The organism is Nocardiopsis sp. FR4 (genome assembly GCF_009830945.1).
GTDB lineage: Bacteria > Actinomycetota > Actinomycetes > Streptosporangiales > Streptosporangiaceae > Nocardiopsis.
This window is the reverse complement of the sequence record NZ_VWVV01000036.1, coordinates 41,463-55,578: the sequence shown is the minus strand read 5'-3', so window position 1 is coordinate 55,578 and position 14,116 is coordinate 41,463. Positions and strand designations below refer to the sequence as shown.

The window sequence follows — 14,116 nt, the reverse complement described above, 5'->3', positions numbered from 1 at the left end:
GACGAACCGGGACCTGTGGAGCCACTGGGGAACCCGGGAGCGGGTCATCCTGGAGACGAGGAAGCGGACGCTGCCCGAAGGCGAGGAAGACATGACCGACGAACAGGTACCCACACCCAAGGTGGCGGTGGGCGTGGACGGCTCCGAGTCGGCGCGCGCCGCCCTGGAGTGGGCGGCCGCCGAGGCCGAGCGCACGCACCTGCCCCTGTACATCGTGCACACCCTGTCCATGCCGCTGGTGGTGTCGGTCTACACCGGTCCCACCCGCTTCCCTCCGCCGGAGGAGGTGTCCCAGCACGGCCGAGGTGTCCTGGAGGAGGCCGTCGGCCACGTGCGCTCGCTGTGGCCGAACCTGAAGGTGGAGACGGAGCTGGCGCTGGAGGAGCCACCGCTGGCGCTGCTGCGCCGGCTCGGCCACGGGGACACGGTGGTCGTGGGCTCGCGCGGGCTGGGGCCGGTGCGCTCGGCGCTGGCGGGCTCGGCGGGGGTGCGCCTGGCGGCCAAGGCGGTGTGCCCCGTGGTGGTGGTCCCCCGCCGCCCCCAGAACGAGGCCCCGCCCAGGGGGCCGGAGCGCATCGTGGTCGGCGTGGACGGATCGGACGACTCCCGGCGCGCCCTGCGATTCGCCCTGCACCGCGCCGCCGAGCACGCGGGTTCCTCGGTCGTGGTGGTGCACAGCTGGCGGGTGCCCCTGCCCTTCGACACCGCGACGATGGTCGCCGGCGGCTGGGCTCCGCCCTCGGACGAGCTGCTGGACCGCTACTCCGAGGAACTGGTGGCGGGCGTGCTGGCCGACGTCATCGACGAGAGCACCGAGGGCGTGGACGTCAGCGTCCTGCGCACCGGTGACAACCCGGTGGACGCCCTGGTCGGGGCGGGCGCCGGAGCCGATCTGATCGTGGTGGGCTCGCGCGGGCGGGGCAGCGTGCGCGGCCTGCTGCTGGGCTCGGCCACCCAGGGTGTGCTGCACAACGCCACGGTCCCCGTCGCGGTGCTGCCCCGGCACTCCGAGGACGGGGAGTAGGACGGCGGCGCGGTCGCGGACCGGGGCCGGGCGGGACCACCGCGCGGCCCCGGCGCGTAGGGGAGGAGCCTCCCCTACGCGGGGGCGACCTCCGCGAGAAGCTCCTCGACGCGCTTCCTGATCTCGTCGCGGATGGGGCGCACCGCCGCCACGCCCTGTCCGGCGGGGTCGGGCAGCGCCCAGTCGAGGTAGCGCTTGCCGGGGAAGATCGGGCAGGTGTCGCCGCAGCCCATGGTCACGCACACGTCGGAGGCCTCCACGGCCTCGGTGGTGAGGATCTTGGGGCTCTGGTCGGTGATGTCGATACCGACCTCGGCCATGGCCTCGACCACGGCGGGGTTGAGGGCGTCGGCGGGCGCGGACCCGGCCGAGCGCACCTCGACGCGGTCCCCGGCCAGGTGGGACAGCCAGGCGGCGGCCATCTGCGACCTTCCGGCGTTGTGGACGCAGACGAACAGCACGGACGGCGTGGCGGACGTGGTCATGGTTCCTACTCTTCTGGCGGGGTGCGGATCGGGGATCGGAAGTCGGGCACGAATGATGCGATAGTATCAGCCCATGCTGATGTCAGTTGATCCTGATGTGATCAAGGCGGTGTCCGACCCGCTCCGGCTGCGGATCGTGACCCTGCTGGCCCGCGAGACCCTGTGCACGACCCACCTGATCCGGGAGACCGGCGCGCGCCAGACCAACCTGTCCAACCACCTGCGCGTCCTGCGCGAGACGGGCGTGGTCGAGACCGAGCCGTGCGGCCGCTTCACCTACTACCGCCTGCGCCCCGAGGCGCTGGAGTCCCTGTCCGGGGCGCTGTCCGAACTCGCCCGCACCGCCCGCGAGAGCGGCACCACCAGGAGGCCCTGCTGATGACGGCCACCAACGACACCTCCCCCGCCACCCCCTCGGTCGTGGCCAAGCTGTCCACCCTGGACCGGTTCCTGGCGGTGTGGATCCTGCTCGCCATGGCCGTGGGGCTGGGCCTGGGCCGCCTGGTCCCGGGCCTGGACGGGGCCCTGGCCGCGGTGGAGGTCGGCGGGATCTCGCTGCCCATCGCCCTGGGCCTGCTGGTGATGATGTACCCGGTGCTGGCCAAGGTCCGCTACGACCGCCTGGACACCGTCACCCGCGACCGGCGGCTGCTCGTCTCCTCCCTGGTGGTCAACTGGGTCGTGGGCCCGGCGGTGATGTTCGCCCTGGCCTGGATCTTCCTGGCCGACCTGCCCGAGTACCGCACCGGTCTGATCATCGTGGGCCTGGCCCGGTGCATCGCCATGGTGATCATCTGGAACGACCTGGCCTGCGGCGACCGCGAGGCCGCCGCGGTGCTCGTGGCGCTGAACTCGGTGTTCCAGGTGCTGGCCTTCGGCGTGCTGGGCTGGTTCTACCTGGACCTGCTGCCCGGGTGGCTGGGCCTGGACACCGGCGGCCTGGACGTGTCGCCGTGGCTGATCGCGCTGAACGTGGTCATCTTCCTGGGCGTCCCGCTGGCCGCGGGCTTCCTCACCCGCACGCTCGGCGAGCGGCGCATGGGCCGGGAGCGCTACGAGTCCGTCTTCCTGCCGCGGATCGGCCCGTGGGCGCTGTACGGGCTGCTGTTCACCATCGTGCTGCTGTTCGCCCTCCAGGGCGGCACCATCACCAGCCAGCCGCTGGACGTGGTGCGCATCGCCCTGCCCCTGCTGGCCTACTTCGTGATCATGTGGTTCGGCACCTTCGTGCTGGGCAAGGCGATCGGGCTGGGCTACGACCGCACCACGACGCTGGCCTTCACCGCGGCGGGCAACAACTTCGAACTGGCCATCGCGGTGGCCATCGCCACGTTCGGCGTCGCCTCGGGGCAGGCGCTGGCCGGGGTCGTGGGACCGCTGATCGAGGTGCCCGTGCTGGTGGGCCTGGTGTACGTGTCGCTGGCCTGGCGCAAGCGCTTCACGGCCCGCACCCCCAGCACCGCCCCCACCCCCTAGGAACCCCGGAGCCGGGGGCGGTCCACCGCCCCCGGCCGCCACCCCCGCACGCGAAAGGAACACGGATGCAGCACCGGGAGCACACCGTCGACGTCGCGGTCGTCGGCGGCGGACAGGCAGGTCTGGCCGCGGGCTACTTCCTGCGGCGGACCGGGGCGGAGTTCGTGATCCTGGACGACCGCACCGAGCCGGGCGGGGCGTGGAACGAGTACTGGGACTCGCTGCGGCTCTTCTCCCCCGCCGGGCACAGCATGCTGCCGGGCTGGTGGATGCCCGAGGAGGAGGGCCAGGCCTACCCGAGCGCGCGGCACGTCACCTGGTACCTGGGCGAGTACGAGCGCCGCTACGGCCTGCCCGTGCACCGCCCGGTCCACGTGGAGGGCGTGGAACGGGTCCGCGGCGCCCTGCGGGTGAACGCGCGGGAGGGCTCCTGGCGGGCCCGGTACGTCATCAGCGCCACCGGCACCTGGCGGGCACCGCGCGTGCCCGACCTCCCGGGCCGCGACCTGTACCGGGGACGCCAGCTGCACACCGTCGACTACCGTGCCCCCGAGGAGTTCGCCGGGCAGCGGGTCGTGGTCGTGGGCGGCGGCAACTCCGCGGCGCAGATCCTCGCCGAGCTCTCCCGGGTCGCCCAGACCACCTGGGCCACCCTGCGCCCGCCCCGGTTCCTGCCCGACGAGGTGGACGGGCGCGCCCTGTTCGCCATCGCCACCCGGCACCAGAACGCCGCACGCGACGGCGGTCCGCTGCCTCCGGGGGTCGGCGACCTGGGCGACATCGTGGTGGTGCCGCCCGTGCGCGAGGCTCGCGAGCGCGGCGCGCTCAAGGCCGAGCCGATGTTCGACCGCCTCACCCCCACCGGGGTGGTCTGGTCGGACGGCAGCTCCCTGGACTGCGACGCGATCGTGTGGTGCACGGGCTTCGCCCCGGCACTGGACCACCTGGCCCCGCTGGGCCTGACGGACGGCCGGGGCCGGATCCCGGTGGAGGGCACCCGGGCCGCGGCCGAACCGCGCCTGTTCCTGCTCGGCTACGGCGACTGGACCGGACCCGCCTCGGCCACCCTCATCGGCGCCGGACGCACCGCCAAGACCACCGTCGCCCGGATCAGCGACTCCCTCGCAGCCGGGGGCTGAGGCCGCGAAGGACCCGGCGCGCGTCACGGCCGACCCCGCGCAGGGTGGCCGAGGAGAAGCTGCGCTGGAACTCCAACCCCACGTACCCCAGGCCGGGGACGGTGGTGGAGATCCCGCCGCGGTGCAGCGGTCGGCCCCGGGCGTCCAGCGCCCCGGTGGGGGCCAGGTAGTCCAGGGCGGGCCGGTAGCCGGTGGCCAGCAGGAGGGTGTCCACCCGCTCCACCGTGCCGTCGGCCCAGGTGACCTTCTCCCCCCGCAGTTCGGAGAACATCTCCCGCCGGTCGGGGTTGCCCGTGGCGAAGGCCGCCCGGTACCGGCCGTCGTCGATGACCAGGGTGGCCCCCCGTTCCCACACCCGGCGCAGCGGTGCCGTGTCCAGGCCGCTGCGGGTGAACCACCAGTGCAGGTCCCGGCCGAGGGGGCGCTGGTTCACCCAGGCCACGGGCCCTCGGGTGGCCAGGCTGACCCGGGCCACGGAGGCCAGGTCGGCTGCGATCTGCACGCCGGAGTTGCCGCCGCCGACCACCACCACGCGCTGTCCGGCGAAGGCGTCGGGGCGCCGGTAGCCGGCCGAGTGCAGCACGGTCCCGGGAAAGGCGTCCAGGCCCGGCAGGGCCGGACGGTGCGGCCGGGAGAAGCCGCCGGTGGCCGCGACCACCGCCGAAGCCCGGAACCGGGAGCCGTCGGCGGTGGTCAGCACGAGGGCGTCCCCCCGGGGTTCGACCCGCTCCACGCGCTGGCCGTAGCGCAGGTCGGCGTCCAGGTGTTCGGTGTAGTCGCGCAGGTAGGCCACGATCTCATCGCGCCGCGGGTAGCGGTCGGGGTCCCCGGGCAGGGGGTGCCCGGGCAGGGCGGAGAAACGGGCCGGGGAGAACAGGGTCAGGCTGTCGTAGTAGTGCGGCCAGGAGCCGCCCGCGCTGTCGGCGGCCTCCAGCACCAGGGGGGTGAGGCCGCGCCGACGGGCGGCCCGTGCGGTGGCCAGCCCGGCCTGTCCGGCTCCGATGACGGCCAGGGACACGTGTTCCACGTTCTCTCCTCAGGGGATGGGGTCCCGCCGCCGGCGCGGGCGGGGGACCGGTTCTCGGGGAAGGGTTCTTCAGGAAGGGGCTGGGGCGGGGACCGGGCTCGGACGGCTGGCCAGGACCGCCAGGGCGCCGACCCCCGCCAGGACGCCCAGCAGAGTGAACGCGGCCGGGTAGCCGCCCACCGGTCCGGCCAGCGCGGCCCCCGCCCAGGGGGCCAGGGCGACGGCCACCATGACGGGCACGTGCAGGAGGCCGTTGAGGGTGGCGTGGTCCCGTGTGCCCCACCAGTCCACGACGGCCGTGGCCTGGAGGAGGGTGAGCACTCCGCGCGCCGTTCCCGCCAGCACCGCGACGGCCATGACCAACCCGAGCGGTCCGGGGACCAGGGCCAGGAGCAGCGTGGTCACCGAGCAGGCGCCCAGGACCGCCAGGGCGCGCGGCACCGGGGCCGTCCGACGTTCCAGGGGCCCGTAGACCAGGCGGCCCAGGACCTGGCCCACACCGCCCGCGCCCAGGGCCCAGGCCGCCGTCGTGGTGTCGAACCCCCGCTCCTGCAGGAGCGGGACCAGGTTGATCACGACGGCGTACACCGTGAGGGAGCCCGCGGTCAGCGCCGCGGCCAGCGCCCAGAACGCCGCCGACCCGACCACGGCGCGCACGTGCCCGGTACCGCCGGGCCCCCTCGCCGTGGCCGTTCCGTCCCAGGCCCGGGGCAGGGCGAAGGCGTGCAGGGGAACCACCACCGCGACGAGCACCCCGCCCAGGGCCAGGTAGGCGCCGCGCCAACCCAGCGAGGCCTCCAGGACCGCGGTGAGCGGGGCGAAGACGGTGCTGGCCAGCCCGGCGACCAGGGTCAGCACGGTCAGCGCGCGCACCCGCCCGGCGTCGTACCAGCGGGTCAGCGCGGCGAAGGCGGGCGGGTAGAACAACCCGGCCATCGCCGTCCCGGCCACCAGCCAGGCCGCGCCGAACAGCCAGAGGTCGCGCGCCGACGCGACCGCGGCCAGGGCCGGGACCGCGAGAACGGCCGCGGCCGTCATGGCCGGTCGGGGCCCGCGGCGGTGCAGCCACCGCCCCACCGCGATCCCCGTGAGCCCCGCCACGACCTGTGCGGCCGAGAAGCAGGCGGTGAGGGCCGCCAGCGACCACCCGGTGTCGGCGGTGATGGCGGGGGCCAGCACCGGGAAGGCGTAGAACAGCACCCCGTAGCTCGTGGTCACGGTGACGGACAGGGCCAGGAGCCCGCGGTGGGCCCGCGCGGCGCCCAGCACCCGCGCGGGCCCACCCGTGGTCGGGGAGCTCACGCCGTCGTGACCGGAGCGGGCGCCTCGACCGCCTGCGGGACGGGGGCCGAGCAGCAGCTTCCGGCGTCCGGCCCGCTCCGCGCCACGGTCACCGCGGCCTCGCGCTCCCGCCCGCCCGGCTCCGTGGTGTCAGCGGCGCCCGAGGGCTCCGGAGCACCGCAGCAGCCGCCCTCGTCCTGGACCTCGACCTCCTCGGTCAGGCCGCCTCCGCTGCACACCCCGGTCTCGGGCAGGGTCAGCTCCACCCGGGCCGCGCCCTCGTGGTCGCCCGCGAGGTGGGCGGCGATGCTGCGCACCTGCTCGAACCCGGTCAGCGCCAGGAAGGTGGGCGCGCGCCCGTAGGACTTCATCCCGGCCAGGAAGAACCCCTCCTCCGGATGGGCCAGCTCCCGGGCCCCGTGCGGGTAGACGGTGCCGCAGGAGTGCACGTTGGGGTCGATGAGCGGAGCCAGCTCCACCGGCGCCTGAAGCGTGGCGTCCAGTCCCAGGCGGATCTCCGACAGCGGAGCCAGGTCGGGGCGGAACCCGGTCAGGGCGACGACCTCGTCCACCGGCTCCAGTTCCCGACCGTTCTCGTCCGCCAGGACCAGGCCGCCGTCCTCGGTGCGCACCTCGGCGGTCCGGAAGCCCGCGACCACCCGGATGTGCCCGGCCGCCACGGCCGCCTTCGCCCGCTGGCCCAGGGCTCCCCGGGCGGGCAGCTGGTCTGCGTCCCCTCCTCCGAAGGCGTCGCCGACCTCCCCCCGGCGCAGCACCCACAGAGCGCGGGTGTCCGGCTCCTCCCCGGCCAGCGCGGCCAGGGAGACCAGGGCGGTCAGCGCGGAGTGGCCCCGGCCCACCACGGCCGTGGTGCGGCCCGCGTAACGGGCCCTCACGGCCGGGTCGGCCAGATCGGGGATCCGGTGGGAGATCCGGTCGGCGGCGGCCTCCTCCCCCAGCGCGGGCAGGCCGTCGCCGCCCACCGGGTTGGGGGAGCCCCAGGTCCCGGAGGCGTCGATCACCGCACGGGCCAGCAGGCGCTCCTCACCCGCGTCGGTGCGCAGCCGCACGGTGAAGGGCTGTTCGGCCCGTTCGGCGTCCACGACCCGGTCCCGGCCCCGGCGGCTGACACCGGTGACCTCGGCGCCGAAGCGCACCCGCTCTCCCAGTGCCCCGGCGAGCGGGGACAGGTAGAGCTCGGCCCACTCCCCGCCGGTGGGGTAGACCTCGTCGTCCGGGCGCTGCCATCCGGTGCCGGTGAGCAGCTTCTCCGCGGCGGGGTCGACCAGGTCGCGCCACATCGAGAACAGGCGCACGTGCCCCCACTCGCGCACCGCCGCTCCGGCGCTTCCGCCCTTCTCCAGCACCAGGACCGGCAGCCCCCGCTCGACCAGCTCCGCCGCCGCGGCCAGGCCCACCGGACCGGCTCCGATCACCACGACCGGGTACTCCTCGACCATGACGCATCCTTTCATCGACTGACATCTATGCAAGAAGAAGATATAGACTTCCATCAATGGATGCAACATCGACTTTGGTCGATGTCGTCACCGATACTGGGGGGGTGACCGTAACGAGCCCCGCACCCGAGACCCTCCCCGCCAGTGACGCCCAGACCTACGCCGCCTGGTTCGCCTGCCTGGCCGAGCCGATGCGCGTACGCCTGCTGCACACCGTCGCCGCGTACCCGGGCACGATCAGCGTGGGCGAACTCGCCGCGGCGGTGGGCATCAGCCAGCCGACCGCCTCCCACCACCTGCGCAAACTGACCGAGGTGGGCTTCGTGACCCTGACCCGCGTGGGCACCTCCACCCGGGTCGCGGTCAATCCGGCCTGCTGCACCGGCCTGCCGCACGCCGCCGACGCCGTCATGGGACTGCTCGGCTCGCGCCCGTGCTGCCCCGCCGACCTGCCCGCCGACGTGGACGTACGCGCCATGACCGAGGCGGATCTGCCGACGGTCCGCGAGATCTACGCCCAGGGAATCGCCACCGGCGACGCCGCCTTCGAGACCGAGGCGCCCGAGGAGGACGCCCTGTTCGAGCGGTGGCTGCCCGGTCACCGCTGGGTCGCCGAGCGCAGCGGGCGCCTGGTGGGTTGGGCCGCCGCCGCCCCGGTCTCCTCCCTGGCCGCCTACTCCGGCGCCGCCGAGACCTCGGTCTACGTGGCCGAGGACGCCCGGGGCCGGGGCACGGGCAAGGCACTGCTCCACCGGCAGGTCACCGAGGCCGACGCCGCCGGGCTGTGGACCCTGCAGGCCTCGGTCCTCCCCGAGAACAAGGCCGCCCTGGCCCTGCACCGCTCGGCGGGGTACCGCACCGTGGGCGTGCGCGAGAGCATCGCGTGCCTGGACGGCCGCTGGCGGGACAGCGTCCTGCTGGAGCGGCGCCGCCCGGAGCACCGGACCGCGACCTGCGGCGCGGACTGCGGTCCCGCTGAGGCACCGCGCTCCTGAACGGCTCACGCGGGGTCCCCGCGCACACGGCTATCCGGCCCCGGCACCGCCCATCCCGCTGCCCGGCGAACTGCTGGAGACCAACGGCGTGCGGATGGACGTCAACCACGGGCCGAACCGGGTGCGCTTCCCCGCCTCCGGGCCGCCCGGACGACACGGGGGGCGGGTCGGCGCCGGTCACACGCCGCGCCGCCGCCCTCAGCCGACGATCGGCCGCTCCTGGGGCAGCTCGTACAGGCGCGCCCGGCGGCGCAGCGCCAGGGCCGAGGCCAGGGTGATCGGCCCGATCCGCCCCACGAACATGAGGAAGACGACGACCATCTCACCGAGCGGCGGCAGGTCCCCGGTGATGCCGGTGGACAGGCCGACCGTGCCGAAGGCCGAGACCGTCTCGAACAGGATCTGGTCCAGGGTGAAGGGTGTGACGGTCATCAGGGTCAGCGTCGCCGCCAGCACCAGCCCCAGGGCCAGAAGCACCACCGTGGTCGCCTGGGAGGCGGTGCCGTCGGCCAGGCGGCGGCCCCCCACGTGCACCGTCGGCTCCCCTCTCACGTTGGCGTAGACCACGAAGGCCAGCACGGCGAAGGTCGTCACCTTGATGCCCCCGGCGGTGCCCGCGCTGCCCCCGCCGACGAACATGAGCATGTCGGTGACCAGCAGGGTCTGGGTGTGCATCGCGCCGAAGTCGAGGCTGTTGAAGCCCGCCGTGCGCGGCATCACCGCCTGGAAGAAGGCGGTGAGGACCTTGTCGCGCGGCGTCAGGGGACCCATCGTCGCCGGGTTGGCCCACTCCAGCAGGAGGAAGGCCGCGAAGCCGATCACCAGCAGGACACCCGTCATCACCAGGGTGATCTTGGCGTGCAGGGACCAGTGGCGCGCCTCCCGGCGCCGCCGGGTGAAGCGCCACAACTCCACCCAGATGGGAAAACCCAGCCCTCCCGCGACCACCGCCACGGCGATGGGAACCGTGATCCACGGGTCCCTGGCGAACCCCGTCATGCTGTCGGCGTAGAGCGAGAAACCGGCGTTGTTGAAGGCCGAGACGGCGTGGAAGACCCCCGTGTAGCAGGCCCGGCCCAGCGCCAGGTCGTACGCCAGCCACCAGCGCAGCGTCAGCACCACGGCCAGGACCGCCTCGAAGACCAGCGTCACCGCCAGGATGCCCTTGACCAGCTGGCGCACCTCGCCCAGCGTGACCACCTTGGCCTCCGAGCCGGTGCGCAGCGCCATGCGCAGCCCCAGCTGGCGGCCCACCACCAGGGTCAGCACGGTGGCCAGGGCCATGATGCCGAACCCGCCGACCTGGATCAGGGCCAGGATCACCAGCTCGCCGAAGGCCGACCAGTAGCCCGCGGTGTCCTCCACCACCAGACCCGTCACGCTGGCCGCCGACGTGGCGGTGAACAGGGCGTCGGGGAGGGAGGCCCGCTCCCCGCTCTCCGTGGCGGCGGGCAGCGACAGCGCGGCCGTGCCGACCAGGACCAGGGCGGCGAAGGCCAGCACCGTCAGCTGGGGCGGCTTGACCCACCGGGCCAGGTCGCGCAGCCTGTGGTCGAGCGCGCCGTTGACCCGCACCAGCACGCGCGAGGCGCGCGAGGCCGCCGAGGGTTCCCTGGTGCCGTGGCTCACGCGCCACCGGTCCCGTCGCGGCGCTCCGGGGACCCCGCGCCCCCGTCCGGCCGGAACCGGTAGCCCAGGCCCGGCTCGGTGAGGAAGTAGCGCGGGCGCGGCGGGTCCGGTTCCAGCCGCTGGCGGATCTTGGTCATGAACACCCGCAGGTAGTTGGTCTCGCGCCCGTACGCGGGCCCCCACACCTCGTTGAGCAGGTGCTTGTGGGTGACCAGGCGGTCGGGGTTGCGGGCCAGCACCTCCACGATGTGCCACTGGCGCGGGGTCAGGCGCACCGGGGCGCCGTCCTTGAGGACCTGTTTGGCGGCCAGGTCGATCGTGAAGTGACCGGTGGCCACGGGCGGCTCGTACTCGGGCACCACCGAGCGGCGCATGGCCGCGCGCACCCGGGCGAACAGCTCGTCCATGCCGAAGGGCTTGATCACGTAGTCGTCGGCGCCCAGGTCCAGCGCCTCCACCTTCATCGCCTCGGTGTCGCGCCCCGAGAGCACGACCACCGGCACGTCGGTCCATCCGCGTAGCCCCCGCAGGACCTCCAGGCCGTCCATCCCGGGCAGCCCCAGGTCGAGCAGGAGCAGGTCGGGGTGGTGCCGGGCCACCAGCCGCAGTGCGTGCTCGCCGGTGTCGGCCAGGTAGGAGGTGTAGCCGCGCACGCGCAGGTTCACCTCCAGCGTCCTGCGGATGCGGGGGTCGTCGTCGACGACCAGGACTGCGGGGGATCTGCCCCCGCCGGTGTCCGTGCTGGTGTCGGTGTCCATGGTGATCCGTTCTTCGCCTGTCCGGGTCCCCCCAACTCAGGGTGGGTCCCGCGGAAACGATGGTAGGGGCGTGCGGGGACCGCCCCCCGGCGGCGCTGGCACCGGACCGACTCTGGAGGAGAAGGGCCGGGGCGGGCCAGCACGCTAACGCCCCCTTAGCACCGGCAGTGTGGTAATTAGCGTCCTGTTAGCAGGTGAAACGCCCTGAACCGTCCGGGTGAGAATGGAAGCGGAGAGAGGGAGGGGTCCATGACCGCACGCGGCCACCTGCGCGTCTACCTGGGCGCGGCTCCGGGGGTGGGCAAGACCTACCGGATGCTGGACGAGGCGCACCGGCGCCGCGACCGCGGTGCCGACGTGGTGATCGGCTTCGTGGAGAGCCACGGCCGCACGCTCACGGAGGCGATGATCGACGACCTGGAGACCGTGCCGCGCGCGGTGTTCACCTCCCACGGCGAGCGGTTCGAGGAGATGGACCTGGACGCCGTGCTCGCGCGCCGCCCCCAGGTGGTCCTCGTGGACGAACTCGCGCACACCAACGCCCCCGGGGCGCGCAACGCCAAGCGCTGGCAGGACATCCAGGTCCTGCTGGACGCGGGCGTAACGGTGCTGTCCACGCTCAACGTCCAGCACCTGGAGTCGCTCAACGACGTCGTGGAGAAGATCACCGGCGTCCGCCAGCACGAGACCGTGCCCGACGCCTGGGTCCGCGAGGCCGACCAGATCGAACTGGTGGACATGACCCCCGAGGCGCTGCGGCGCAGGCTGGCGCACGGCAACGTCTACGGCGTGGACCAGATCGACGCCGCGCTGGGCCACCACTTCCGGATCGGCGCCCTGACCGCCCTGCGCGAACTGGCGCTGCTGTGGCTGGCCGGGCGGGTGGACGAGGAACTGGAACGGCACCGGGGCGCGCACGCCGCGGCACCGGCCTGGCAGGCCCGTGAACGCGTGGTCGTGGCCCTGACCGGCGGCCCCGGCGGGGAGGCGCTCATCCGCCGGGCCGCCCGCATCGCCGGGCGCGACAGGGGCGCCGACCTGCTGGCCGTGCACGTGTCCCTGGGCGACGGTCCGGTGGGCGCCGACCCCGCCCAGCTGGCCCGGCAGCGGATGCTGGTGGAGGACCTGGGCGGCACCTACCACCAGGTCCTGGGCGAGGACGTGCCCAGCGCCCTGATCGACTTCGCCCGGGCCGTGGACGCCACCCAGCTGGTGGTGGGCGCCAGCAGGCGCGGCCGGATCGCCAACCTGCTGCGGCCGGGGGTGGGGGTGGCCACCATGGCCCGGTCGGGCCCCATCGACGTCCACCTGGTCACCCACGAGGAGTCCTGCGCCCGGCCGCGCCGCCCCCGGACCGGCGCGGTCTCGGGGCGCCGGGAGGCCGCGGGGCACGCCCTGGCGCTCATCGCCCTGCTGCTCCTGGCCCTCCCGTGGATGCCCCGGGGCGAGGCCTACCTCAGCAACGGGATCCTGCTGGTGTTCGCGACGGTGACGGTGACAGCGCTGGTGGGCGGGCTGTGGCCCGCGCTGGTGGCGGCCCTGGGCGGTTTCGTGCTGCTCAACCTGTACTTCACCGAGCCCTACCTGACCCTGACGGTCACCCACTCCCGGGACACACTCGCCCTGGTGGTGTTCGTGGTGGTGGCCGTGGCGGTCAGCGTCGTGGTCGACCAGGCGGCGCGGCGCACCCGCGAGGCCGCCCGGGCCAGCGCCGAGGCCCAGACGCTGGCCGCGGTGGCCGGAAGCGTGCTGCGCGGCTCGCGGCCCCTGGAGGCACTGCTGGAGCGGCTGCGCGAGACCTTCTCCCTGGAGTCGGTGGCGCTGCTGGAGCGCAGGCCCGGCGCCTCGGCCCGCCCGGACCACCGCCAGGATCCCCGGGCGTGGGAGGCGGTCGCCTCGGTCGGGGACCGCCCGTGCGGGGCCCCGGGCGGGGCCGACGTCGACGTTCCGGTGGACGAGGAACTGACCCTGGTGCTGTACGGGCACCGGCCCCGTGCGGCCGAGCGGCGCATCATCGGGGCCTTCGCCGCGCAGGCCGCCGTCGCGCTGCGCCAGCAGCGGCTGGCCCAGGAGGCGGCGGCCGCCGTTCCGCTGGCCGAGGCGGACCGGATGCGCACCGCGCTGCTGGCGGCGGTCAGCCACGACCTGCGCGCCCCCCTGGCCTCGGCCAAGGCGTCGGTGACCAGCCTGCGCAGCCGGGAGGTGCGCTTCAGCGAGGAGGACCAGGCCGAGTTCCTGGCCACCGCGGACGAGTCCCTGGACCGGCTCTCGCGCCTGGTGACGGACCTGCTGGACATGAGCCGCCTCCAGGCGGGAGTGCTGGGGGTGACCGTCCGGGACCTGTCGCCGCGCGAGTCGGTGTTCGCCGCCCTGGACGAGCTCGGTCCGGCGGGGCGCGCGGTGCGGGTGCGCGTCCCCGAGGAGCTGCCGCTGGTCGCGGCCGATCCGGGGCTGCTGGACCGGGTGCTGGCCAACGTGCTGGGCAACGCCCTGCGCTTCAGCCCGCCGGACCGGCCGCCGACGGTGGCCGCGTCCTGGACGGGGGACGAGGTGGAGCTGCTGGTGGCCGACCACGGCCCCGGCGTGCCCGAGCATGAGCGAGAGCGCATGTTCGTCCCCTTCCAGAGGCTCGGTGACACCGACAACGAGACCGGTCTCGGCCTGGGTCTGGCGCTCTCGCGCGGGCTCATGGAGGCCATGGGGGGCTCGCTGCGCCCGGAGACCACGCCCGGCGGCGGGCTGACACTGCGGCTGACCCTGCCGGTGGCCACCGTCTGAACCCGCACCCCCCGCTCCCCGGGTCGCTGGCGCCCCTCCCTTGAAAACAAAAGTCCAAAGTGTT

At 74.3% G+C, this 14,116-nt stretch carries 12 protein-coding genes; 6 read left to right on the top strand and 6 right to left on the bottom strand.

Annotation, left to right across the window (positions count from 1 at the left end; all coding sequences use genetic code 11):
• Positions 1 to 91 precede the first annotated feature (91 nt).
• A complete protein-coding gene (locus FYW95_RS24765; RefSeq protein ID WP_159942923.1) occupies positions 92 to 1,024 on the top strand; it encodes a universal stress protein in 933 nt (310 codons plus the stop codon).
• A 74-nt stretch (positions 1,025 to 1,098) separates the two neighbouring features.
• Here the strand turns inward: FYW95_RS24765 and FYW95_RS24760 are convergent, their stop codons facing one another.
• Positions 1,099 to 1,509 carry an arsenate reductase ArsC gene (locus FYW95_RS24760; protein WP_159942924.1) on the bottom strand — a complete coding sequence of 137 codons (411 nt, stop codon included), beginning with the start codon at positions 1,507 to 1,509 and terminating at the stop codon, positions 1,099 to 1,101.
• Positions 1,510 to 1,582: 73 nt separating this feature from the next.
• Here FYW95_RS24760 and FYW95_RS24755 point away from each other — a divergent pair, with 73 nt between their 5' ends.
• The 3 genes from FYW95_RS24755 (at position 1,583) to FYW95_RS24745 (ending at position 4,124) form a co-directional block, all read left to right on the top strand.
• Complete coding sequence (locus tag FYW95_RS24755) at positions 1,583 to 1,888, top strand: ArsR/SmtB family transcription factor (RefSeq protein ID WP_159942925.1); 306 nt, start codon at positions 1,583 to 1,585, stop codon at positions 1,886 to 1,888.
• Entirely contained in the window at positions 1,888 to 2,985 is a 1,098-nt protein-coding gene (gene arsB, locus FYW95_RS24750) for an ACR3 family arsenite efflux transporter (protein WP_159942926.1), read from the top strand. Before FYW95_RS24755 ends, arsB begins: the two co-directional genes overlap by 1 nt.
• Positions 2,986 to 3,050: 65 nt before the next feature.
• Positions 3,051 to 4,124 (top strand): ArsO family NAD(P)H-dependent flavin-containing monooxygenase, encoded by a 1,074-nt coding sequence (locus FYW95_RS24745; RefSeq protein ID WP_160050898.1) that lies wholly within the window; start codon positions 3,051 to 3,053, stop codon positions 4,122 to 4,124.
• Here the strand turns inward: FYW95_RS24745 and FYW95_RS24740 are convergent.
• The 3 genes from FYW95_RS24740 to FYW95_RS24730 form a co-directional block, all read right to left on the bottom strand.
• The gene (locus FYW95_RS24740; RefSeq protein WP_160050897.1) at positions 4,096 to 5,151 is read right to left on the bottom strand and encodes a flavin-containing monooxygenase; all 1,056 of its coding nucleotides are present in this window, start codon (positions 5,149 to 5,151) and stop codon (positions 4,096 to 4,098) included. The genes FYW95_RS24745 and FYW95_RS24740 overlap by 29 nt on opposite strands.
• A gap of 69 nt (positions 5,152 to 5,220) precedes the next feature.
• Positions 5,221 to 6,453 carry an MFS transporter gene (locus FYW95_RS24735; protein ID WP_159942929.1) on the bottom strand — a complete coding sequence of 411 codons (1,233 nt, stop codon included), beginning with the start codon at positions 6,451 to 6,453 and terminating at the stop codon, positions 5,221 to 5,223.
• On the bottom strand, positions 6,450 to 7,892 hold the full coding sequence (locus tag FYW95_RS24730) for an FAD-dependent oxidoreductase (protein ID WP_160050896.1): 1,443 nt from the start codon (positions 7,890 to 7,892) through the stop codon (positions 6,450 to 6,452). The genes FYW95_RS24735 and FYW95_RS24730 overlap by 4 nt, the downstream gene beginning before the upstream one ends.
• Positions 7,893 to 7,996: 104 nt before the next feature.
• On the opposite strand from FYW95_RS24730, the gene FYW95_RS24725 reads away from it, so the two are divergent.
• Complete coding sequence (locus FYW95_RS24725) at positions 7,997 to 8,887, top strand: helix-turn-helix domain-containing GNAT family N-acetyltransferase (RefSeq protein WP_236572304.1); 891 nt, start codon at positions 7,997 to 7,999, stop codon at positions 8,885 to 8,887.
• Between the two features lie 198 nt (positions 8,888 to 9,085).
• On the opposite strand, the gene FYW95_RS24720 is transcribed toward FYW95_RS24725, so the two are convergent.
• Entirely contained in the window at positions 9,086 to 10,390 is a 1,305-nt protein-coding gene (locus FYW95_RS24720; RefSeq protein ID WP_159942950.1) for a TrkH family potassium uptake protein, read from the bottom strand.
• A 122-nt stretch (positions 10,391 to 10,512) separates the two neighbouring features.
• Positions 10,513 to 11,274 (bottom strand): response regulator, encoded by a 762-nt coding sequence (locus FYW95_RS24715; protein ID WP_159942932.1) that lies wholly within the window; start codon positions 11,272 to 11,274, stop codon positions 10,513 to 10,515.
• 249 nt (positions 11,275 to 11,523) lie between these two features.
• On the opposite strand from FYW95_RS24715, the gene FYW95_RS24710 reads away from it, so the two are divergent.
• Positions 11,524 to 14,052, top strand: coding sequence for a sensor histidine kinase (locus FYW95_RS24710; RefSeq protein ID WP_159942933.1), 2,529 nt, complete (start codon positions 11,524 to 11,526; stop codon positions 14,050 to 14,052).
• The last annotated feature ends 64 nt before the right edge of the window (positions 14,053 to 14,116 follow it).